The organism is Rhizobium sp. 01L410 (genome assembly GCF_056400165.1).
In genome coordinates this window covers 310,415-331,666 of the sequence record NZ_JBFTST010000005.1, presented here as the reverse complement: position 1 = coordinate 331,666, position 21,252 = coordinate 310,415, and the positions used below count along the sequence as shown (strand labels likewise).

The following is a 21,252-nucleotide window of genomic DNA, read 5'->3' as shown; positions in this document are numbered from 1 at the left end:
CAATGACGGAGAATATCCATGGACCTCACCAGTTACCGGACGCTCGGCAAATCCGGCCTGATCGTCAGCCCGCTGGCACTCGGCACGATGACCTTCGGGGCAGAGCGCTGGGGGGCGGGTGACAAAACCTCGCGCGCTCTTTTCGACGCTTATGTCGATGCCGGCGGCAATTTCATCGATACCGCGGATGTCTATTCCGCCGGCCGCAGCGAGGAAATGCTCGGAGCTTTTATGGCCGACAGGGCTACGCGTAATCGGCTAGTGATCGCGACAAAATCCGGCTTTCCGCGCGGGCAGGGCACACCGTTATGGGGTGGTAACGGTGCCAAGAACATTCGCATGGGCATAGAGGGTTCCCTGAAGCGGCTGAAAACAGATTACATAGACATGTACTGGATGCATGTCTGGGACCGCACAACGCCTGCGGAAGAGGTTCTGCAAACCCTGACCGATGCCGTCAGGGCCGGAAAAATCCTGCATTACGGCTTTTCGAATACGCCCGCCTGGTACGTAGCAAAGGTCGCGACACTCGCCGAAGCGAATGGCCTGCCCAGGCCGATCGGCCTGCAATATGCTTATTCGCTGATAGACCGTGGCATCGAGTTGGATCTCATTCCGGCTGGAGCAGAATTTGGTTTGGGGATGGTGCCATGGAGCCCGCTAGCGGCTGGTCTGCTGACGGGAAAATACGGTCGCGACAAGATCAGTGATGCGGGCCGTGCGACAGGTCTGCCCGACAAGGCTGGATCTGTGACCGAAGGCGAAAGCGATGGGCGCCTCAATGGGGACAATCCTTTCGGCGGCATGCTGTTCACCGAGCACAATTTCGATGTCGTCGATGTCCTCAAGGCAGTAGCATCGAAAATCGGCCGTTCACCGGCGGAAGTAGCCTTGGCTTGGGTGGTGCAACGCCCCGGTGTCTCCTCTGTCCTAATCGGTGCGAGCCGGGTCGGCCAACTCTCTCAGAACGTTGCGTCCCTCGACGTAATCCTGGACGATGCGCACTTGCTGCGGCTCGAACAGGCAACCGCGCTTCCGCTCCTTAATCCGTATTTTATCTTCAATCTGCCGAGCAAGAGCCTTTTTGGAGGGTATCAGGTCCGGAGTTGGCAAGCAGTTTGAGCCACGTGGATCGCCTCAGGGACTTGTCCGATTGACGTTCCCTGAGGCGAGCTTATCGACAGGATTCATAGGCGTTTTGCGTGAGGATGACTGTATATTGAAACCTCGTGGCACGAATGCCGCAGTTTCAACCCCGCAGCACATCGATCAACGCATCCGACAGGAAATCGGCGACACGCCGCACGCGCGCACTGCTGCGCACCTCTTCGCTCATCACCAGCCACACAGGCAACGGCCGGAATTGCAGGCCTACATCTACTTGCTCGAGCTCACTGTACCGGCTTGCCAGCAAAACTTGCGCGATACCAATTCCGCCACCTGCGAGCAGTAAGTGCCAGCCCACCATCTGATCATCGGACCGCAGCGCGAAGTCATCGCGTGCCAACTTCACCTCATATGCCGCCAAACCCCGGATCAACACATCGCTGCGATCAAGGCCGATGAGGTCGTGGCTTTGGAGGTCGGCCACCGAAGTTACGCGGCCACGGCGATCGAAATAGCCCTTTGCGCCAAAAAGGCCTATGGGTGTGTCGCCGAGTTTGCGAGCAATCAACGCGTTCTGTGTCGGCTCGGCCATGCGGATCGCGATGTCGGCGTCGCGGCGAAGCAGGTTCTGGTTCGCGTCCGACGTAACGATCTCGATCTGGATATTGGGTTCCGCTTGCCGCAGAGTCGCGAGCAGCGCGGGCAGTATTAGATTTCCGACGATCACCGATGCCGTCACCCGCACCGTGCCGGACAATTGCTGTGAACGCCCTTGAGCCTTGAGGTTTAACGCCTCGGCCGCCGCTCCCATGGCGCGTGCATCTTCGATGAGGCCAAGAGCCGCCGCTGTCGGATCGAGGCCCTGCACGGAGCGGGTGAACAGGCTTATGCCGAGTTCGGCCTCCAGTTCACGAACATGTCGGCTCAGGGTAGGCTGGGTTGCCGCGATACTTTTTGCCGCCTTCGAAAGGGAGCCGCATTCGACGACAGCAAGGAAGGAGCGAACCAGGGTCCAGTCAAGGCTATTCATTTTTGGATCGATCCTATGCCAAAATGGGCAATTTCGGACCAAAAATAATACGGCTAGCTTGAAAGCGTCAACAAGAGATCGCCGCCGCCGACAGGCCGGCCAACCCAGGAACAAGGCCAACCACCATGAGCACTCTTTTCACACAGACACAGTTCATCGAGACAGAAGGCGGCCGCGTCGCATTTGAAGATACTGGGGGCAACGGTTCGATTATTCTGGCGATCCCCGGCATGGGCGATCTGCGCTCGGAATATCGCTACCTGAACCCAATGATGCAGCAAGCCGGCTACCGCGTCATCACCATGGATGCCCGCGGCTACGGGGAGACCACGGCGAAGTGGAGCGATTACTCAGCGCGTGCCGTCGGTCGTGACGCCGTCGCAGTGCTGAAGAAGCTTGGCGCCGGTTCAGCCACCATCTTAGGCAATTCCTTTGCCGCAGGCTCTGCCTTATGGGCGGCACAGGATGCACCCGAACAGGTAAACGGCGTCGTACTCCTTGGGCCGATCGTTCGCGATCTCGAAGTGTCTTTCGTCCAGAAGCTGGCCTTGGGCATTGGTTTTGCCGGACCTTGGCGCGTCGGGTTCTGGACCATGTATTGGGACAGCTTGTTTCCGACTAAAAAGCCTGCGGACCATATTGAGGTCAAGGCGGCGATCACGAGAAACCTGCGGGAGCCGGCACGGATGGACGCCCTCCGCGCGATGATCAATCTTTCCAAGGCAGATACCGCGGCGATCCTAGAGAAGACCAAAGTGCCGGCCCTGATCGTCATGGGTACCAAGGACCCCGATTTCAAAGATGCCGCCGCCGAAGCCCATACGCTGGCCAGAAAACTCAATGCTGAGACCATGATCGTCGAAGGTGCCGGACATTATCCCCACACGGAAATGGCCGAACAGGTGACGCCGCGCATCCTGTCCTTCGTTCGGTCGCTGGCTGGCAGTGGCTCAAAGGCCACCTTGCGAGTGGTTGCGTAGGCCTCTTCGAGATCATGAATTAGAGCTGCGTTTCACCGTGGACCAGAAAATAAATCGCAATGCGAATCAAAGCGAGGAAGACTCGTAGGTTCCTTGAAATACGGTTCGGCAAGAAATCAAAGGTTTGGCGCTGGTTACATATGTTCTATTGAACTCTGGACGGCTTGTTGAAACGGACGCTGCGATGAAAACAATCGGCATGCTGATTTTTGAAGGGGTCCAGTCCCTGGATGTTTCCGGACCGCTGGATGTCTTTGCCGAAGCCAATGCTTTTATCGAGCCTGATCAGCGCTACAAGATCATGACGATAGGCCCGTCGCATCGACATGTTACGGCGTCGAATGGTATGATCTTAGCCTCGAATCTCGACTATGAGCAGGCAGACAGTCCCCTCGATCTGTTTCTCGTCCCTGGTGGCCCATCCTTGCCCACCTCTGAGGCCCCGTCTGAAATTGTCGATTGCATTCAGCGCCTCGCACTGCTCAGCGTTGTTTACGGCTCTGTGTGTACAGGTGCGTTCTTGCTGGGCGGGGCTGGGCTTCTTGATGGCCGAAAAGTCACGACGCACTGGCAGAATGCCAGGCAACTGGCTACCCGATATCCAGGTGCGGATGTTGACTATGACCGGATTTATCTGCGGGACGGTCCTTTGGTGACGTCGGCAGGGGTGACTGCGGGGATCGATCTGGGGTTGGCCTTGGTTCGCGAGGACCACGGACCGGCCATCTCTCTGGCCGTTGCCAAGCGGCTCGTCGTTGTTGCTCAGAGATTGGGAGGGCAGTCGCAGTTCAGCCCATACATCGAATTCTCCTTGGACGCCGGATCGCCAATTTCCGGGGTGACCACTTATGTGATGGAACACCTCGGTCGGAACCTGTCTGTTGCCGACCTCGCAGCCGCATGTGGGATGAGCGAACGCAACTTTGCCAGGGCGTTCGGCGCAAGCACCGGCTCTACACCGGCCCAGTTCGTTGAAAGTGCGCGCATCGATGCGGCGCGCGCTATGTTGGAGGGAACCAGCAAGCCTCTGAAGCTGATTGCGCACGAATGCGGATTCGGCAATCCCAAGCGCATGCGGGAGGTGTTTGTGAAACGTCTCGGAATCCTACCGACACAGTATCGGGATCAGTTTCTGATCAACTGACCTTGCCGGTCAGCTTTCCCATTTCGAGTTCAGGATGAGATCGACGAAGTTCTCACGCTTATAGGTCGGGTCCATGTAGGCCAACACGTCGGCTTTGACATTGCCGAATGTGGTCTCCGGCTTTCTGATCGTTCCCAGGCAGAAAGAGGACAGAATACCGTGCTTGAACTTCAGCCCTCGCGGATGGCATGTGCAGACCTCTTGTCGCTGTGAATCGGTGAAACTGTCATAGGCAATTCCGAGCACGTCCATTTCGACGCCGGCGGTCACGAGCGCGACCGTCGGGCGCTTATGCTGTGGAATCCCAGGGGTCGTGTGCAAGGCGATCGAGTCCCAAACGTCGTCGACGTCGCGTTCCGAGATGTCATAGGCCGAAAGAAAGTCGCGCGCGGCATTGGCACCGTCAACTTCGAAACGTTCCGTGTCGCTGGCATACCGATCCATGATGCCCATGTCATGGAACATGGCGCCGATGTAAAGAAGCTCGGCATCGTAGTTGAGCTGCTTGCGTTCTCCTGTCAGGGCGCCAAACAGGAAGACGCGGCTGGAGTGATGGAAGAGAAGATCCGTCTCGGTGTCACGGACCAGCTCTGCTGCCGCTTTCGCCATCGCGCTATCAGGGACCTTGATGCCAGCGACGACCTTCGTTTCGTTAGTCATTGTAAAACCTCATGATTTAAAGGTAAGCGGCACACCGGCGCCGATGCGGTCGATCACTCGCCGCAGGTCTCATCTTCCTCCTGTTTGCAGTATTCGATCAATTCGCTTCAGGGGCCAGATCCTGCCAACAAGGGGCGGAAATCTGCCATTGCGCTTCCCCCATCAAGCCTGGCCGGGGCCGCATCGTCGGTCGTGCCTTCACGCTTCGGTTTGTTCCTGCACGCAAAGACCTGGCGACACCGGAATCCTGGTCCTCTCCCAAGTCCACGCGCGCGGCCATCGAAGCCATGCCCGACGGTTGCATTGCGGTCGTCGACGCGATGGGCATCAAGGATGCCGGCATTTCGGCGACATTCTCTGAGCGCGTATGGCGAAACGGAACGTCGCCGCGCTAGTCACGGATGGCGTGGTGCGCGATCTTGACGGAGTGCTGGGGACAAACCTGCCGGTGTGGTGCTCTGGCGCGGCCGCTCCGTCCGTCGCCGGCTTGACATTCGTCGATTGGGACCAGCCCGTGGGCTGCGGTGGTGTTGCCGTATTCTCCAACGACGTCATCGTCATCGACAACGATGGTGCTGTTGTCATCCCGGAAGCCATGATTGATGATATTCTCGAAGCCGCCACGGAGCAGGAGCGCCTGGAGGGCTGGATCATGCAAGAAGTCAACAATGGCGCAGCGCTGTCCGGCCTGTACCCTGCCAACGCCGAAAACAAGGCGCGCTACGAAGAGTGGAAGAAGAACAACGCCTGATAAACGGTCGTAGAGACGCCTGGGTCGGCGCTCGGCTCTGGCGCTTCTGAAAACATCAGGAAGGTCGCAGAATGGAAATCCTGCTAATCGGTGTAGCCGTCACCGCCCTTCTTTTACTTCGCTGTGTCGACGCAAGTTTGGTGAACTACCGACGCCGAAACTGGCGTCACGTCGAGGGCAGGTTCTAGCCACTCGATATGTTGCATGCGGTGAAAACGTCTATCCGACTGCTGTCGTCTCATATTTGCTCGCGAGTGGCGATTCCATAGAAAAGTTGGTGCGGCTCGCGGGCGTCGATCTCGGAGGTATCGAAGCAGGGAGCTCAAGAAAGAATGGGGGACGGTTCTGACACACACAGATGTGGGATATTTGACAAACTTTGCCAAAATCGAATATGATCCCTTCAAATGGAGGTTTCCGATGGCGACAATGAACGTATCTCTTCCAGACCCGATGAAGGATTGGGTGGAGGCGCAGGCCAGAACTGGGCGATATTCGAACGCTAGCGACTACGTACGCGACCTGATCAGACGCGACCAGACACGAAACGACAAGATTGCCGCCATGCAAAGTTTCGTCGAGGCCGGGCTCCAAAGTGGCGTTGGCATTCGATCAAAGGATGAACTCTTCGCTGAGGCGATGGCTCGTGCCAGCGAGTCATGAGTTTTAAGCTTTCTGTCGAGGCGGAAGAAGACATCATTGCGATCGCCGAGCAGGGTGCCCGTATGTTCGGAGTAGATCAAGCAAAACGCTACCCCGATGAACTTTTCGTATTATTTGATCTGATAGCTGCTAACCCACGCATCGCACGCGAACGAAATGAGATCGAACCGCCCGTCAGAATTCATCCCTTCAAAGCACATCTCATCGTCTATCGGGTTGAAGAAGATGAGAAAATTTTCGTAGTGCGAATTCGCCACGGGCATGAAGATTGGGCAAGTATTTCAATGTAGCGCCACGGATGGAGCTGTGGGGTTTTGTGTGCCTTAGGTTCGAATTGGTTCAAGGCGACTGAACTTCAACAGCAGGTGATGCAGCCGAATAGACCGCCGTGTTTTTCCGCGGCAGGCTGCGCCCTGATCAGGGGGCGAGGTCTGTCACGCGGATTCTGACTGGAATCCCCTTGTAAGCCGGTGTCCCTGATTTCCTGTCGTAGTCGGCCAACGCAATGACCTTATTCATTTCCGGGTAATATCCGGCAACTGAACCCGGCGGGATGTCATAAGCAACCGCAGTAAACCCGGCTACGGTTCTGCCACCAGTTTCCGAAATCGCTTCGATGTCGATAAGGTCGCCGTCGGCAAGACCGCGCATTTCAAGGTCCTTGCGGTTCATAAAGATCACATCGCGACGACCGAAGACGCCGCGGTACCGGTCGTCGAGGCCGTAGATGGTGGTGTTGTACTGGTCGTGGCTGCGCAATGTGGTCAGCACGAGAGCATCGGGATCGCGCAAGCGCGCATCCTCATCGAGCCCCGGCGCGACGAGAAATTCGGCCTTGCCGGATGGTGTATTCCACACCCGTTCCGATGCGGCCACAGTTAGGCGAAAGCCACCGGGCGTTTTCACGCGGGTGTTGAAATCATGGAAATCTGGAAAGACGATCTCGATCTTGTCGCGGATCAGGCCGTAGTCGCCGGCCATGTCGTCCCAATGGATGCCGTACCGGTCACCAAGCGTTGCTTTGGCCATGCCGGCAACGATCCAGGGTTCCGAGCGCAGATGGTCGCTTGGCGGCTTTAGGAACCCCCGCGACGCATGCACCATCGACATGGAATCCTCGACAGTGACGGACTGACGCCCCGACGCCTGAATGTCCAGATCCGTGCGGCCCAGCACCGGCAGAATGATCGACGTCTTTGCCAGGAGGAGATGTGAGCGATTGAGCTTCGTCGTAAGATGCACGGCCAGGTCGAGCTTGCGCATCCCGGCGAACGTCGCTTCAGGATCCGACATGGCGACGGCGAGATTACCGCCAAGGCAGACGAGGGCCTTTGACCTGCCGTCGATAATGGCTTCGATCGCCTCCACGGCATTGTGGCCCTTTTCCGAAGGTGGTCGAAAGCCAAAGGCTTTTTTCATGCCGTCGAGGAGGGCGGCATTTGGAATTTCCGTAATGCCAACCGTCCGGTCGCCCTGGACATTGGAGTGGCCGCGCAACGGGCATATACCTGCGCCCGCCCGGCCTATATTGCCGCGCAGCATCAGGAAATTGGCGAGTTGCTGTACGTTCGCAGTGCCATGGGCATGCTGGGTAATGCCCATGCCATAGCAGAGGATAACGTTCTTCGCCTTGAGATAAACATCGACGGCGCTGTCCAGCGCTTCAAACGACAGACCGGACTTTTCGATGATCTCAGGCCATTCGGTCTGCTCGACATCGGCTTTCAGCGCATCGAGGCCGGTCGTATGGGTGGCGATGAACTCGCGATCGAGCACGCCGGCTCTGCCGTCCGCGATCTCAACCGCGTCGCGCTCAAAGATACGCTTCATCAGGCCTTTGAGGGCGGCGAGATCGCCGCCGGCACGAACCTGGTGATAGGCGGACGCGATCGGCGTGGAGGAGAGGGTGGTCATCTCGATTGGGTTCTGCGGCGCTGCGAACCGCTCCAGTGCCCGCTCCTTGAGTGGATTGAAGACGACAATCGGCACGCCCCGGCGCGAAGCCTCGTGCAGCGTGGTCATCATGCGCGGATGGTTGGTGCCGGGATTGTGACCGAACGAGAAGATCGCGTCAGCATGATCGAAATCCTCCAGCGTCACCGTGCCTTTGCCAACGCCGATCGACAGCGGCAGGCCGACGCTGGTGGCCTCATGACACATGTTGGAACAGTCGGGGAAATTGTTGGTGCCGTAGGCGCGAACAAACAGCTGGAACAGGAATGCCGCCTCATTCGACGCGCGGCCGGAGGTATAGAACTCGGCCATGTCAGGGTCGGGCAAACTGTTCAGCCCGGCAGCGATGCGATTGAATGCGTCCTCCCATTCGATCGCGACATAGCGGTCACTGCCATGGTCGTAGATCAGCGGATGTGTCAGGCGGCCCTGGTCTTCAAGCTTGTGGTCGCTCCAGTCCCAGAGATCAGACACCGAATGCGAAGCAAAGAAATCGGGGCCGACGCGCTTGGCTGTCGATTCCCAGGTGATCGCCTTCGCGCCGTTCTCGCAGAATTCGAAAGAACTTGTGTGCTTTGGATCGGGCCAGGCGCAGCCGGGACAGTCGAAACCCTCGGGCTGGTTGGCCTTCAACAGTGTCGCCGCGCCCTCGGCGATGATCTGTTGACGGGCCAGCGTTTTGGCAACGGCCTTCAGCGCGCCCCAGCCACCAGCTGGCGCTGTGTAACTCTCAATCCCATCCGGCCGCTTCTCGCTCATCGCAATTTCCCTTCATGGTATTCGATAGGTCTAGCATCGAACGCATCGATGCGAACCTAGACCGTTGTATAGGTCCGAGTAGACGTCCATTGGGTGTGCGTGCAACGCCGTTGGACATAGCTTGCTCACATCAATTGACGATGGAGCAGGATGATGGAAAAGACAGAACAGATGCAGGGCAGTGTGGCAAGCGCCACGCACAATGATACGATCGGACAAGTAGCGCTGCTGGCCATGGCCGTCGCGGGCGGCATTGCAGTCGCGAACATCTATTACAATCAGCCGATGCTCGGCCTTATGGAGGCGGAATTCAGTCAGCAACCGATCACTGGCATGGTTCCGACGGCGACGCAACTCGGCTATGCCTTGGGATTGTTCCTGCTGCTGCCGCTTGGTGACCTCGTCAATCGCCGTCGCATGATCATCGGTCAGTTCGTGGTTCTGGCGGCGGCGCTGGCGCTCGCGGCACTTGCGCCGACTGCCTGGATGCTGGTCGTAGCCTCGGTTATCGTCGGCGTGTGTTCCACTGTCGCCCAGCAGATTGTACCCTTCGCCGCGTCTCTGGCCGCGCCGGAAAAGCGCGGCGCCACGATCGGAACGGTCATGGCAGGCGTGCTGTCGGGTATATTATTCAGCCGCACCCTGTCGGGCTTCGTCGGCGAACATGCCGGTTGGCGGGAGATGTTCTGGATCGCGGTGCCGTTCGCGCTTGTCGCCGCAGGCCTGATGTTGGCGGTCTTGCCGCACCACCGGCCGACATCGACCCTACGCTATCATCAGGCGATCCGGTCGCTCGGCCAGCTGTGGCAGCGCCATCCGGCATTGCGAGCTGCAACGATCATTCAGGCATTCCTGTTTGCGTCGTTCACCGCCTTCTGGACCGTCCTGGCGCTCTATCTCGCGGGACCGAAGTACCAGCTCGGTGCGGACGTTGCGGGTCTGTTCGGTATCGTCGGTGCGGTCGGCATATTCGCAGCGCCGCTCGCAGGCCGGGTTGCCGATAAGCGGGGACCTCACTTCGTTGTCTGGCTGGGCGCCGCACTGACGATCGTCGCCTGGCTGATCTTCGGCGTCTGGGCATCGATCGCTTCCTTGGTTGCAGGCGTTATCGTGCTCGACTTCGGCATACAAAGTGCGTTGATTTCCAACCAGCACATCATCTATGCGCTCGATGCCGATGCGCGCAGCCGGCTCAATACGGTGTTCATGACCGGTATGTTTCTCGGTGGGGCGGCAGGCTCCGCCCTGGCGACATTGGCTTGGGGCGAGGGCGGCTGGCTCTCCGTCAGCTTGCTTGGCGCGGCACTCGGCATCGCAGCCTTCTCCGTTAAAATCTTTCATCATCGCCGGCATTCGCCAACGGTTATGGGACACTGAGGTGGGGACCATGAAACAGCTTCGTATCAGAATCGTCGGCGGCTCGCTCGCCGGTCTCTTTTCCGGCATCATGTTACAGCAGGCCGGCCACGATGTTCGCATCTACGAGCGATCGAAGAACGGTCTTGCCGGCCGGGGAGCGGGCCTGGTCGGCCAGTCCGACCTTCTACATATCCTCCGGCTGATCGGCTGCGAGCACGTCGCGCGTGTCGGTGTGCTCGCTAAGGAACGCATCTATCTCAATAAGGATGGCAGCGTCGCCCAGACCGTCAACATGCCCCAGATGCAAATCTCATGGGACGTCCTTTTCGAAACGGTGGCCTCGCGTATCGCGTCGGGGAGTTACCTGTTGGGGAGGGATGTCATCGACGTGTTGGATGGTGACAGTGGCGCCGAATTGGTCTTCGGCGATGGGTCGCGGGAGACAGCCGATCTTGTTATCGGCGCCGATGGTCTCGGCTCGGTGGTGCGGAAGGGCGCCAACCCGGAGGACTTCCAGAACGGATATTCCGGCTATGTCGCATGGCGCGGGCTGATCCCGGAAGCCAGTCTGCCCTCTAGCGCCGCTCTGCTTCTCGATCGGTTTTCATTTTATGTTCGGCCGGGGGTTCATATTCTCGGCTATCTGGTGCCGGGCTCGAAGGGCGAGATGAATATCGAGAGCAGGCGCTACAACTGGGTCTGGTATCGCAAGGTGCAGCCAAGCGAACTTGCCGGCACGTTCACCGATCTCTTTAAGCGGATGCATACGTTTTCGCTGCCGCGTGGCGGTCTGTCGGGCGACCGTCTGGAAGCCTTACGTGCCGATGCGAGACAAATACTCCCGACCCAATTTGCGCTGGCGGTTGAAGCGGAGCCGAGCCCGTCGATCCAAGGTATTTTCGACTACGAGGCACCCCGTATGATCGGTCGTTCAATCGTCTTGATCGGTGACGCCGCCTTCGTCGCGCGGCCGCACACCGCAATGGGCGTGTCGAAAGCAGCCGGCGATGTCATGGCGTTGAGTAACTGCCTGGCGTCCGCGGTTGACCTTGCTGCCGCCCTGCAGCGGTTCGAGGTTGATCGCAGCGTCGTCGGGCGGGAAATCGTTGCTTACGGTCGGCAGCTTGGTGCATCGGCAATTTGAGCGCCGACCGATTGTCTATCACGTTAGAGAATGACATTTAAACCCGTTGGCATCCGCCAGCGGGTCGTTTGATTTCAAGAAATCCGAATGCTTCAGTGCGGGGTCTTCATCAGGCTGAGCGCAGCGTGGATCTGGGAGACGACGGCTGCACCTTCCCCGACTGCGGCCGCCACCCGTTTTGTCGATCCGGCCCTCACATCGCCGATGGCGAAAACATTCGGCAGGCTGGTCTCCAACGGTAGGGGCTGGCGGGAAAAGCTGCAAAGCGCATCGAACGATTGGCCTGTAACGATAAAGCCTTTCTCATCGGTATGGACGCGGTTACTGATCCAACCTGCATTGGGATCGGCTCCGATGAACAGAAAAAGGTGATGGAGGCACAGCTGTCGTTCGCTGTTATCCAGCCGATTGCGCAGGGTAGCGGATTTCAGGCCGCCTGCGGGAGCGCCTTCGATCGCATCCACTTCGCAGTGCATGTGCAGTTCGACATTGTGGAAAGCCTTGATGCGATCGATCAGATATTGCGACATCGTCTCTTCGAGCGCGCGCCGGATGACGAGATGCAGTTTCCTGACCTGAGGTGCGAGAAAAGCGATGGCCTGGCCAGCCGAATTGCCGCCGCCGACCAGGGCGATTTCTTCGCCGGCGCAGAGTTTCGCCTCGATTGACGATGCCCAATAAGAGATACCATTGCCCTCGAAGCTCTCTATGTTGGCAATATTCGGACGCCGGTAATGCGCACCGGACGCAATGACGATTGATCGCGACGTCACGGCTTTTCCACCTGCGAGCTCCAGCGTCAGCACTCCGGTATCGCCCTCGGGCGCAATCAGGCTGTTCACCGCGACTGGCAAGACCATTTCCGCGCCGAATTTAAGTGCCTGGTTATAGGCGCGCCCGGCCAGTGCCTGGCCGGATATGCCGGTCGGGAAGCCGAGATAGTTTTCGATGCGTGAGGAAGCGCCTGCTTGTCCTCCCACCGAACGCTCGTCGATGACGATGACTTCGAGCCCTTCGGAGGCGGCATAAACGGCGGTGGCCAGGCCGGCGGGCCCGGCGCCGACAACGGCAACGTCATAAAGCTTGCCGGGCGTGAGTTCAGGCGTCATGCCCAGGCACGCTGCGGCTTCCGCATCGGTCGGGTTTTTCAGCACGGTGCCATTGGGGCAGACCATAAGAGGCAGCTCTGAGGCGAGGATGCCCAAGCGTTCGATCAACGAGCGGCCTTCACCCTCGGACAAAGAATCGAGCACGAGATAGGGAAAGGCGCTACGGGCAAGAAACCCTTGCAGGCGGGATAACGCGACATTGCCGGGAGCACCAATCAGAACCGAGCCTGTCCCGGCATCGATCAAACCGACACGACGCAGGATAAAGGCGCGCATGATAATCTCGCCGACATCCGCCGAGCCAATCACCAGGGCGCGAAGATGTGGTGCATCGAACGCAACCGCGGTGCAGCCGTCCGAACCGGCCCGTGCACCGGCCAATGTCGGGCGGCCCGAAAGTTGATTGACCTCGCCGGACAGCTGGCCAACGCCATGTGTGGTGATAGGCGCCTCATGCGACAGGCCATCATGGTGAAAGACATCCATTGATCCTTCAAGCACCAGCCAGGCAGGGGCTGCGTGATCTCCCACCCTATAGACAAAATCCCCGGCTTTGAAATGTTGTGGGTCGCCACTGGCAAAACGTTTTGCCGTGGCGATCTGATGGGGTTCAAGCACCGGAAACATCTGGTGCTGTCGGGTGCTGAGATCCGCCATGAATTCTCCCGTGGATACAATGTCATCTGGCGAATGCCGATGGGCGCTTCCATTCAGTAATATCGCGGTATCGGACCACGTTGCGGCGTCTGATCCGGCAGATCGACCATGATCTCGTCCACATAGCACCAACCCCAGCCCTCGGGCGGGTCGTAGCCCTCGATGACCGGATGCCCTGTCGCATGAAAATGCGCGGTCGAGTGACGGCCAGGCGACTGGTCGCAGCAGCCGACATGGCCGCATTCGCGGCAGAGTCTCAGGTGAAACCACGCCTGTCCTGTTTCCAGGCATTCCTCGCAGCCGAGGGTTTTGGGCCGAACCGTCCGGATCGTCGATGTGTGATAGCAGCCGTGCGACATGGATTTACTCCTCGTTGGCATGTGGATCAGTGCTTCAGCGCTTGTTCGAGACACTGGACCAATTGGCTAAAATTTACGGGCTTGCCGAGAAAGGCAAAAGCGCCGCCACTCATCGCCGCCGCCCTTGTTTTATTGTCGCTATAGGACGTCATGAAGATCATTGGCGGCTTGCGCGCATCCTGTTCATTCAACGCAGCCTGCAGCTCGATGCCATTGAGACCGGGCATTTTGACATCCACGAGCATGCAATCGATCGACGCGCGATCCTGCGCAGCGAGATACTCTTCCGCGGATGTGAACAGCCGGCTTTGATAGCCGCAGGACAAAATGAGATCGTCAAGCGCTTCGCGGATCGACCGATCATCGTCGACGATGGCTATGACTGGTGTTTTGTGCAATTTCTCTGGCCTTGCCGTGTTGGATCAACAACCCGGTATATGCCCCTTCGAGACCGGTCCTTGTACCATACAAGAGTCTAGGTTCTCCCATCTATAGCCCAAGCAGCTCGGCTTTGCGGACCAGATCGGCTACCGAGCGCGCGTCCATCTTGCGCATGACATTGCCGCGATGCAGTTTGACCGTGATCTCACTGATGCCGAGGTTGAAGGCAATCTGCTTGTTCATCAGGCCCTGCACGACGGCTGCCATGACCTCATGTTCGCGGCGTGTCAGCGTCTTTGCCAAGTCAGCAACGGCGCCATTGGCCGCCGATTGCTGACGGACTTCACGGTCCTTTTGGAAAGCAACGGAGACTGCATCGAGGATATCCTGGTCCCGAAACGGTTTGGCCAGAAAATCGACAGCCCCTGCCTTCATCGCGCGCACGGTCATCGGTATATCGCCGTGGCCGGTCATAAAGATGATCGGCATCTGGTTGCCAAGTTTTTCCAGATGAAGCTGGAAGTCGAGACCATTGGCGCCGGGCAGCCTCACGTCGAGCAGAATGCAGCCCGGTCGCTTGAGATCGGCCTTGTCCAGCAGGTCCTGGGCGCCCTCGAAGGCGTGCGCCTCGGTTCGGATCGACAGGAACAGATCGACCAGTGCGTCGCGGATCGAGGGATCATCGTCAACGACATAGACCACCGGAGTGTCATTGCCCTGAGCTTTTGCGGACTTTCTGGCATCATTCATGGACAGCCTCGATCGGTACAGTCATTTGGAACAGTGCGCCGCCTTCGGCGTGGTTGTCGGCGGTCAGTGTACCGCCCCGCGCTTCCAGCATGCTGCGGCAGATTGCAAGACCCATGCCGAGACCGGTTGCTTTGGTGGTGCAAAACGGCTTGAACAGATTTTTGAGCACCTCGGGGCTGAGGCCGGGGCCGCTGTCATGAACCTTGATACTGACGCTCTGGCACTCCGCCGGTTCGATCGTCACCGATATCCGTCGATGTTGCTCTGGCGTTGCTGCCATGGCCTGGACAGCATTGGTGAACAGGTTGATCATCACCTGCTGCAATTCGATGCGGACGGCGCTGACCGCCGTTATCCCAGGCGTTTCACTGGTGTCAAATGCGATCCGGTTTTTGGCGAGCTCGCTCTCCATCAACATTTGCGTCTCGCTGACGAGATCGGCAAGTGACACCGACTCAAGGACCGGCGTGCGCTCGCTAAGCATCGATCGGGTGCTTTGGATGATGTCGCTGGCACGCTGGCTGTCTCTGACGATCCGCTCAGCCGAGCGGGACACAGCGGCCAGATCCGGCGGATCGCGATCAAGCCAGCGCTGCAAGGTCTGCGCATTGACAACAAGCGCGCCGAGCGGCTGGTTGAGTTCATGTGCAAGCGATGCCGAAAGCGCACCGACCGTTGCGGCTCGCGATGCGAGCGCGAGTTCCGCCTGGGCTTCGAACAGTGCCTTTTGCGCCATCTCGCGCTCGGTAATATCGAACATGCCAACGATGACCCGGTCGAAGTTGGCGACATCTTCCGGAAACCCAACCGTCAGCAAGACCAGCCTGGTCGTGCCGTCGCTGGTGATGATAGAGCCTTTTCCTTCGAAGGAGCTTTCTCGATTGAATATTGCCACCATCAGTTCGAGAAACGTTGCGTCGTCCTGCGCAATATAGCGGCGCATCGAGCTGACATTCCGCGCATCGACGTGGCCGAGGAGCTCGAGTGCAGCGGCATTAGCGGCGACCGTTGGGATGCAAGCGATGCAATCTGCGATGAAGTCGGGATTGTTCCGGGCGTAAGCCTGCAGGTCGGAAACGCCATTTTCACGGAGCTTCACTAACAGTGCGCGGACCTGAGAGTAGTCGCGCTCCCACAGGGCGACGCGGCTCTGTTCGAAGATCGTTCGGTAGCGCTCCTCACTGCTCTGTAAGTCGGTGTTGAATTTTATCAAAGCCAGACGCGCACGCTGGTTTCGAATGATCAGGAGGCAGGTGATAACCATGGCTGCAATAGCAACAGTCAGGCGAAGTGCTGCGGCAAGGTCGCTTTGCAGCCCATGACCGGCGACATAGGAGAGTGCCGAAAGGCTGATGCAGACGCCCGCCAGCAGCAGCGTCCCTCTTTCCGTCAACGTTTCCGCCGACAGAAGCAACGTGATAACGTAGAGTGTGGCAAGCGCGCTTTGGATGTCCGTGAACGTGTCGAGATAGAAAAGCGTGGCGGCAAGCAGAAAAGCGAAAGAGACAACCCCTATCTCATAGGGTGATAACCGTTGTTTCGGGTTCACAAGACCAAATAAGCGCAATGCCAATTTTCCAGATGGATGCCAATTACGCCATCAAGCCATCCCGGCCAGAAAAACGCAAACCCAAAATCGGCTATTCCGCTGCACACTCAATCTCAAAGGTGCCTTAAAGAAAAGGCCATCCCAGAGCGGCTGGAATGGCCTTGTTGGATTGCGAATCCGAAGGTTCGGGAGAGGGGGCACCAACCTTCCAGGGCATGAAGCCCAGCACGTCTTCTCGGGAGGATCGAAGACCCCGGAAACCTAACTTCAGTAAGAGAGATGCGAAACTATACCAAGGTGTGGGTTCGACTAGCCAAGCATTGGATACCGTGGGGTGGCTGCCTCGTCTAAAAAAATTCCATCAACTCGCACAACCCAAATGGAGATCATCATGGACCGCACGCTCGCTGAAAAACACCGCAAGTCGCCGCTCACAACCCCGACAATGCTTGGCACGAACGCGACCAACGATATCGCTGGCGCGCTGACAACGCTTCTGGCCGATGTCTTCGCGCTCTATCTCAAGACCAAGAATTTCCACTGGCACATGAGCGGGCCGCATTTTCGCGATTATCACCTGATGCTCGATGAGCAGGGCGAACAGATTTTTGCGATGACGGACGATGTCGCCGAGCGGGCTCGCAAGATTGGCGGCACGACCATTCGTTCGATCGGCCATATTTCCAAGGTTCAGCGCCTGCTCGACAACGATGCTGATTTCGTGACCCCCGCCGACATGCTGGCCGAACTCCGCGAGGACAACCTCACGCTGGTGTCGTTGATGAAGGAGACCCACAATCTCTGCGACGAGCACGGCGATATCGCGACTGCAAGCCTGATCGAAAACTGGGTCGATGAGGCCGAGCGCCGCGCCTGGTTCCTGTTCGAAAGCACCCGCGGCGCCCAGTAAACATATCGGCCCGTCAACGGCGATGCCGGCCGATACGGACTTGGTCGGCTCGAAATCTTGGAGACATCTCGTGACCAACGAATTTTCCCTTTCCCGTCGGCAGGTTCTGCTAACTGGCACCACCATTTCTTTGGCTTTGGCTATTCCGGCCTCGGCATCTGAAAAGAAAATTTCTCCTCATCAGCAAGGAATTGAATCAATGACCCACAGTTTCGTGACCACAAAGGACGGCATTGAAATCTTCTACAAGGACTGGGGTCCGCAGGAGGCTCAACCGATCGTGTTTCACCATGGCTGGCCTTTGTCGTCCGACGATTGGGATGCCCAGATGCTGTTCTTTGTCAGCAAGGGCTACCGCGTCGTCGCACATGATCGCCGCGGCCACGGCCGTTCGTCACAGGTGAGCGACGGTCACGACATGGATCATTACGCCGCCGACGCTTCAGCTGTCGCCGAGCACCTCAACCTGCGCAACGCCGTCCATATCGGCCATTCGACAGGTGGTGGCGAAGTCGCTCGTTACGTCGCTAAATATGGGCAGCCGCAGGGCCGTGTCGCCAAGGCTATTCTTGTCAGCGCCGTTCCGCCGCTGATGGTCAAGACCGCAGGTAATCCGGATGGCACACCGATCGAAGTGTTCGACGGTTTCCGCAACGCTCTCGCGGCCAATCGCGCGCAGTTCTTCCTCGATGTTGCTTCCGGCCCATTTTACGGCTTTAATCGGGAAGGCTCGAAAGTGTCGCAAGGCGTGATCGACAATTGGTGGCGCCAAGGCATGATGGGCAGCGCCAAGGCGCATTACGACGGCATCAAGGCCTTCTCTGAAACCGACCAGACAGAAGACCTCAAGGCAATCACCGTGCCGATGCTGGTCATACAAGGCGATGACGACCAGATCGTTCCCTACAAGGACGCCGTGGAACTCCAAGCAAAACTGCTGAAGAACAGCACCCGGAAAATCTATAAAGGTTTCCCGCACGGGATGCTGACAACCCATGCCGACGTAATCAATCCGGACCTGTTGGCGTTCATTAAGGCGTAGTAGCCTTCAGCTCTGATACGAGTATGGCGGCTGATATTCAGGCCGCCATACTCACTGATCTCTACGGGCCTTGGCTGGGCAAAAACTCCGTTTCCGTAAAGTACTGGTTCAAATCCGTTCAACGCGAAGTATGCCGAATTATTGCTTTTACCAGGAGAGAGTAAAAGCGTTGTGTCCGGCGGACAATGTGCTGGAAATCTTAAATCAAGCCTTACGCGGGCAGTCTCGTTGCCAATTCTCAACGACGTCGGCTACGCTTCTCTGCCTCATCATCGAAGCCAGGTGGTTTTGTTTTTACCCAATTGACGAACTTCTGAATCTCTGGATCCTCGAGAATAGCTGAGACAGTAGAGAACTTCTTCGCCAACTGGGCGTCCGTGAAGGCTGCATGTATGTGGCTGTGGCATATCCCGTGCAATGGCACCTTGATCTTGCCACCCTTACTCCTGGGAACAAGATGGTGGTCCTCGATCTGGTCGTCAGGTATTATCCGCTCGCAGAGCGGGCAGATGACCGGCTCTGACTCGACATCTTGCGAAGCGAAATCGTCTCTGTACTTGCGTGCCATCGATTTGGTGTCTCTCTGTCGGCCGTCACACTGCGTCCGCGCGGCTTTGTTAGACCATCCCCGACATGCCGACAACACTAAGCCGGTTTCAGCAAGGCAATTGCGTTTGCATCGGAGTAACCGAGGGGAGTAAAGACGACCAGTTGGTCGGTCCTAGAGACAAGCGAGAGAATTGTACAATATTGTCCATAAGTTGCGGTCTGCGCTTTGGCAGGTCGTCGGTTCATATCAGTTTAAGCGCCTCGGCGAGATCGCCGGGGCGCCTCGATGTAATCGATAGCGCTGCTCGATCCGCCGCAGGATGTCGAAGCTCGCAACCGACTGCCCGACAGAGCTGCCAATAGCTGTCGCCAAATCGGCCCATAAGGTATATCAGCGCACCCGGGAAATTCGCAGGGTCGTCGGTCGCGTCAAACAGCGGATCCGGAAAAGGGCTGATCGGTTTTGGCGCCGGGCCGCGGGACGTCGCTGTGTGTCGTGCGAAAACTCCGTCTGCGGCAGCGCGTTGGGCTTTTCTGGTCGAGGCGGCGGCCGCGGTCTTTCTGGCCGGTGCGACCTTGCTTGCGCGCGTAGACAGCTTCGCCGGAGGATCGTCTTCTGCGACGGGCGGTGCCTTCAGCCATCTGATGATCGCATCCAGTGCCGGCCGTAACTGCTTCTTCAGTTCAGCCATTTCGTCTTCGATCCCACAGGCTTGTCCGATCGCGGTCCGGTCGAAATGGCGGTTTAGGATCGGCGACCGTTTGCGATGGATGATCAGGCTTGTGGGGTAGGGGCGGATGAACTCTTGAAGCAAATGGACCAGACATCTTGTCGAACGGCATTGCGCTCTCCGGAACTGCACATTGGATGTTTGATCGAGGCCTTATCGGCTTGTCAGACGATCTTGAGATTCTGGTCTCACGCCATACAAACGATCGCGACAGTATCCAGGGTCTCATCAACAAGACTGGAAAGGCGATCTCGCCGGCAGGGATTCACGAGCGCCCGCATCCTCAATTTCTACAATAGCATCGTGAGAATACATTCAAATATTAGCATGCCGCGGGTTCATATCCCTCCAAGGCGAAGACGCCGAAAAGGTATTTTCTTGAGCCATATGTGGCTCGCGCGTAACGACCGTTTTGCGCCTCTTTTTCGGACGTAACGGCCGTCCCCTAAATGCCAGAAAGCGGACATGCCTCCATCGCAGTGCCATGTCGCCTGTGCGCAAATAGCCGTCATGACAGTCTTGGTAACTTGGCGCCCACTACTTCGTGAAACGCGCGCTTTCTTGTGGCGTGGCGATTCCACAGGTGAGTGTCAGCTCCAACGTTAACCCGCAAGCCTCGACCATTCGTCTCGAAGGCACGTTGCTCGCCGAGACCAATTCGTAAATATGGCTTGCCCCTAGCTCCTTAAGCACTCGCTCAATCATTAGGGCGTTGACTAACTTGCCGAGGCCTCTCCCACGATGAGTTTCGGCTACTGCAACCAAACCGCCCCATGCATATCCTCTGTAGGGACTGAAAGCGTTGTGGGGAATGTAACCGTGTGCGGTAGCCACAACTCCGGCCTCGTCGCCGATCATGATCGTCACCGAACGGCCGATCTTTCCCGTTAACATCGATCCGGAAAAGGGGACAAGTCCGGCGCTCGCCATCATGGCCTGCGTGTCCTTGATTTGCTGGTTCTCCGGATCGTCCGTGATCGTCCACAGGGAAAGACCGCTCGGTAGCGGCTCGCTCGCGATCTTGCAGGACGCGAGCAACGCCGCATCGCGTTCGGCAAGAAATACCTCCCAGGTGTCGAACCTGCAGCCGCGTGCAAAGAGTTCGGAACTGATCTCAGGCACATCGGCGGTGTCCACTAGTCTGAAGCCACAAACTCCGTCTCGCTCGACGATTTCGCCAATTCTATCCCATCCAAATTGCTTGGGATCGTCACACCCCATGGTACGTCCTGCCTGGCACGCTCCAGGAGTGTGGGCGATGAACTCCGCACTTTCCTCGGCCTGAGCTTGCAGCCGCTGTTGAATGTCGGTTCCGAAATATCCCGCCATGTGCGCCTCCATGTTGCTCCGACGCTAGCATCGTTTGAACGACCGGCCAAAGTCGGGGATCGTTGTCGGTAGTGGCGGCCGTGGCTCAAAAGCGTCGACATGTTCTTGCTCAAGGCGCTGAGAGCAAGTGATTGAAAGCACTACCTAGACCCCTGCCGAGTAGATGATACTATTACGATGCGACATATTGGCTGAGCGATCAATGGGCAGCACGGCATGCGATCTGATCATCATCGGCGGCGGACTGGCAGGGGCATCGCTGGGTCGAGGGATGGCGCGCTTCCCCGTTGCCTCGGTTCCCTTGAAGTCCCCGTTCGCATCTCTACTGCAATGCGA

General features: G+C 57.9%; 20 protein-coding genes and 2 pseudogenes. 11 read left to right on the top strand and 11 right to left on the bottom strand.

What is annotated here, in order from left to right; genetic code table 11:
• The first annotated feature begins 18 nt into the window (after positions 1–18).
• Positions 19–1,122 (top strand): aldo/keto reductase, encoded by a 1,104-nt coding sequence (locus AC1DV9_RS13785; RefSeq protein WP_477948447.1) that lies wholly within the window; start codon positions 19–21, stop codon positions 1,120–1,122.
• A gap of 127 nt (positions 1,123–1,249) precedes the next feature.
• Here the strand turns inward: AC1DV9_RS13785 and AC1DV9_RS13780 are convergent, their stop codons facing one another.
• Positions 1,250–2,137 (bottom strand): LysR family transcriptional regulator, encoded by an 888-nt coding sequence (locus AC1DV9_RS13780; RefSeq protein WP_477948445.1) that lies wholly within the window; start codon positions 2,135–2,137, stop codon positions 1,250–1,252.
• 125 nt (positions 2,138–2,262) lie between these two features.
• Between AC1DV9_RS13780 and AC1DV9_RS13775 the strand changes: the two genes are divergently transcribed.
• The gene (locus AC1DV9_RS13775; protein WP_112389484.1) at positions 2,263–3,117 is read left to right on the top strand and encodes an alpha/beta fold hydrolase; all 855 of its coding nucleotides are present in this window, start codon (positions 2,263–2,265) and stop codon (positions 3,115–3,117) included.
• Between the two features lie 184 nt (positions 3,118–3,301).
• On the top strand, positions 3,302–4,261 hold the full coding sequence (locus AC1DV9_RS13770; protein ID WP_477948443.1) for a GlxA family transcriptional regulator: 960 nt from the start codon (positions 3,302–3,304) through the stop codon (positions 4,259–4,261).
• Positions 4,262–4,270: 9 nt separating this feature from the next.
• On the opposite strand, the gene AC1DV9_RS13765 is transcribed toward AC1DV9_RS13770, so the two are convergent.
• The gene (locus tag AC1DV9_RS13765; RefSeq protein ID WP_112445647.1) at positions 4,271–4,921 is read right to left on the bottom strand and encodes an HD domain-containing protein; all 651 of its coding nucleotides are present in this window, start codon (positions 4,919–4,921) and stop codon (positions 4,271–4,273) included.
• Positions 4,922–5,073: 152 nt separating this feature from the next.
• On the opposite strand from AC1DV9_RS13765, the pseudogene AC1DV9_RS13760 reads away from it, so the two are divergent.
• From AC1DV9_RS13760 to AC1DV9_RS13750, 3 genes and pseudogenes are all read left to right on the top strand, one after another.
• Positions 5,074–5,672, top strand: a pseudogene (locus AC1DV9_RS13760) (ribonuclease activity regulator RraA); the annotation flags it as partial.
• A gap of 420 nt (positions 5,673–6,092) precedes the next feature.
• The gene (locus tag AC1DV9_RS13755) at positions 6,093–6,335 is read left to right on the top strand and encodes a type II toxin-antitoxin system ParD family antitoxin (RefSeq protein ID WP_112389482.1); all 243 of its coding nucleotides are present in this window, start codon (positions 6,093–6,095) and stop codon (positions 6,333–6,335) included.
• On the top strand, positions 6,332–6,625 hold the full coding sequence (locus AC1DV9_RS13750) for a type II toxin-antitoxin system RelE/ParE family toxin (protein WP_477948441.1): 294 nt from the start codon (positions 6,332–6,334) through the stop codon (positions 6,623–6,625). The genes AC1DV9_RS13755 and AC1DV9_RS13750 overlap by 4 nt, the downstream gene beginning before the upstream one ends.
• Before the next feature lie 127 nt (positions 6,626–6,752).
• On the opposite strand, the gene AC1DV9_RS13745 is transcribed toward AC1DV9_RS13750, so the two are convergent.
• A complete protein-coding gene (locus AC1DV9_RS13745) occupies positions 6,753–9,047 on the bottom strand; it encodes an FdhF/YdeP family oxidoreductase (protein ID WP_477948439.1) in 2,295 nt (764 codons plus the stop codon).
• A 153-nt stretch (positions 9,048–9,200) separates the two neighbouring features.
• Between AC1DV9_RS13745 and AC1DV9_RS13740 the strand changes: the two genes are divergently transcribed.
• Entirely contained in the window at positions 9,201–10,424 is a 1,224-nt protein-coding gene (locus AC1DV9_RS13740; protein ID WP_112389479.1) for an MFS transporter, read from the top strand.
• A gap of 10 nt (positions 10,425–10,434) precedes the next feature.
• Positions 10,435–11,550, top strand: a complete 1,116-nt coding sequence (locus AC1DV9_RS13735; RefSeq protein WP_477948437.1) for an FAD binding domain-containing protein — start codon at positions 10,435–10,437, stop codon at positions 11,548–11,550.
• A 92-nt stretch (positions 11,551–11,642) separates the two neighbouring features.
• Here AC1DV9_RS13735 and AC1DV9_RS13730 read toward each other — a convergent pair whose 3' ends face one another.
• The 5 genes from AC1DV9_RS13730 to AC1DV9_RS13710 all read right to left on the bottom strand — a co-directional run bounded on the left by AC1DV9_RS13730 (position 11,643) and on the right by AC1DV9_RS13710 (position 16,373).
• Positions 11,643–13,316: an FAD-dependent oxidoreductase gene (locus tag AC1DV9_RS13730; RefSeq protein ID WP_477948435.1), complete on the bottom strand. Its 1,674-nt coding sequence runs from the start codon at positions 13,314–13,316 to the stop codon at positions 11,643–11,645.
• Between the two features lie 53 nt (positions 13,317–13,369).
• Positions 13,370–13,675, bottom strand: a complete 306-nt coding sequence (locus AC1DV9_RS13725) for a UBP-type zinc finger domain-containing protein (RefSeq protein WP_112516722.1) — start codon at positions 13,673–13,675, stop codon at positions 13,370–13,372.
• 26 nt (positions 13,676–13,701) lie between these two features.
• A complete protein-coding gene (locus tag AC1DV9_RS13720) occupies positions 13,702–14,073 on the bottom strand; it encodes a response regulator transcription factor (protein ID WP_112389475.1) in 372 nt (123 codons plus the stop codon).
• 91 nt (positions 14,074–14,164) lie between these two features.
• Positions 14,165–14,806 (bottom strand): response regulator transcription factor, encoded by a 642-nt coding sequence (locus AC1DV9_RS13715; RefSeq protein ID WP_112389474.1) that lies wholly within the window; start codon positions 14,804–14,806, stop codon positions 14,165–14,167.
• Entirely contained in the window at positions 14,799–16,373 is a 1,575-nt protein-coding gene (locus AC1DV9_RS13710) for an ATP-binding protein (RefSeq protein WP_477948432.1), read from the bottom strand. The genes AC1DV9_RS13715 and AC1DV9_RS13710 overlap by 8 nt, the downstream gene beginning before the upstream one ends.
• A 373-nt stretch (positions 16,374–16,746) precedes the next feature.
• Between AC1DV9_RS13710 and AC1DV9_RS13705 the strand changes: the two genes are divergently transcribed.
• The gene (locus AC1DV9_RS13705; protein ID WP_112389472.1) at positions 16,747–17,265 is read left to right on the top strand and encodes a Dps family protein; all 519 of its coding nucleotides are present in this window, start codon (positions 16,747–16,749) and stop codon (positions 17,263–17,265) included.
• Between the two features lie 70 nt (positions 17,266–17,335).
• The gene (locus AC1DV9_RS13700) at positions 17,336–18,307 is read left to right on the top strand and encodes an alpha/beta fold hydrolase (protein ID WP_162698807.1); all 972 of its coding nucleotides are present in this window, start codon (positions 17,336–17,338) and stop codon (positions 18,305–18,307) included.
• Positions 18,308–18,545: 238 nt separating this feature from the next.
• Here the strand turns inward: AC1DV9_RS13700 and AC1DV9_RS13695 are convergent, their stop codons facing one another.
• Positions 18,546–18,875, bottom strand: coding sequence for an HNH endonuclease (locus tag AC1DV9_RS13695; protein WP_112389470.1), 330 nt, complete (start codon positions 18,873–18,875; stop codon positions 18,546–18,548).
• A gap of 223 nt (positions 18,876–19,098) precedes the next feature.
• The gene (locus AC1DV9_RS13690) at positions 19,099–19,548 is read right to left on the bottom strand and encodes a hypothetical protein (protein WP_477948430.1); all 450 of its coding nucleotides are present in this window, start codon (positions 19,546–19,548) and stop codon (positions 19,099–19,101) included.
• A gap of 113 nt (positions 19,549–19,661) precedes the next feature.
• Here AC1DV9_RS13690 and AC1DV9_RS13685 point away from each other — a divergent pair.
• Positions 19,662–19,886 (top strand): annotated as a pseudogene (locus tag AC1DV9_RS13685) (HNH endonuclease); the annotation flags it as partial.
• Between the two features lie 238 nt (positions 19,887–20,124).
• On the opposite strand, the gene AC1DV9_RS13680 reads toward AC1DV9_RS13685, so the two are convergent.
• A complete protein-coding gene (locus tag AC1DV9_RS13680; protein WP_477948428.1) occupies positions 20,125–20,916 on the bottom strand; it encodes a GNAT family N-acetyltransferase in 792 nt (263 codons plus the stop codon).
• Positions 20,917–21,252 lie beyond the last annotated feature (336 nt).

Bases quoted from the DNA above. Each gene is read 5' to 3' on its own strand.
- AC1DV9_RS13695 (WP_112389470.1), bottom strand. From the start codon at position 18,875: ATGGCACGCAAGTACAGAGACGATTTCGCTTCGCAAGATGTCGAGTCA.
- AC1DV9_RS13680 (WP_477948428.1), bottom strand. From the start codon at position 20,916: ATGGCGGGATATTTCGGAACCGACATTCAACAGCGGCTGCAAGCTCAG.
- AC1DV9_RS13770 (WP_477948443.1), top strand. From the start codon at position 3,302: ATGAAAACAATCGGCATGCTGATTTTTGAAGGGGTCCAGTCCCTGGAT.
- AC1DV9_RS13775 (WP_112389484.1), top strand. From the start codon at position 2,263: ATGAGCACTCTTTTCACACAGACACAGTTCATCGAGACAGAAGGCGGC.
- AC1DV9_RS13745 (WP_477948439.1), bottom strand. From the start codon at position 9,047: ATGAGCGAGAAGCGGCCGGATGGGATTGAGAGTTACACAGCGCCAGCT.
- AC1DV9_RS13765 (WP_112445647.1), bottom strand. From the start codon at position 4,921: ATGACTAACGAAACGAAGGTCGTCGCTGGCATCAAGGTCCCTGATAGC.
- AC1DV9_RS13785 (WP_477948447.1), top strand. From the start codon at position 19: ATGGACCTCACCAGTTACCGGACGCTCGGCAAATCCGGCCTGATCGTC.
- AC1DV9_RS13750 (WP_477948441.1), top strand. From the start codon at position 6,332: ATGAGTTTTAAGCTTTCTGTCGAGGCGGAAGAAGACATCATTGCGATC.
- AC1DV9_RS13735 (WP_477948437.1), top strand. From the start codon at position 10,435: ATGAAACAGCTTCGTATCAGAATCGTCGGCGGCTCGCTCGCCGGTCTC.
- AC1DV9_RS13730 (WP_477948435.1), bottom strand. From the start codon at position 13,316: ATGGCGGATCTCAGCACCCGACAGCACCAGATGTTTCCGGTGCTTGAA.
- AC1DV9_RS13755 (WP_112389482.1), top strand. From the start codon at position 6,093: ATGGCGACAATGAACGTATCTCTTCCAGACCCGATGAAGGATTGGGTG.
- AC1DV9_RS13740 (WP_112389479.1), top strand. From the start codon at position 9,201: ATGGAAAAGACAGAACAGATGCAGGGCAGTGTGGCAAGCGCCACGCAC.
- AC1DV9_RS13715 (WP_112389474.1), bottom strand. From the start codon at position 14,806: ATGAATGATGCCAGAAAGTCCGCAAAAGCTCAGGGCAATGACACTCCG.
- AC1DV9_RS13705 (WP_112389472.1), top strand. From the start codon at position 16,747: ATGGACCGCACGCTCGCTGAAAAACACCGCAAGTCGCCGCTCACAACC.
- AC1DV9_RS13725 (WP_112516722.1), bottom strand. From the start codon at position 13,675: ATGTCGCACGGCTGCTATCACACATCGACGATCCGGACGGTTCGGCCC.
- AC1DV9_RS13780 (WP_477948445.1), bottom strand. From the start codon at position 2,137: ATGAATAGCCTTGACTGGACCCTGGTTCGCTCCTTCCTTGCTGTCGTC.
- AC1DV9_RS13690 (WP_477948430.1), bottom strand. From the start codon at position 19,548: ATGGCTGAACTGAAGAAGCAGTTACGGCCGGCACTGGATGCGATCATC.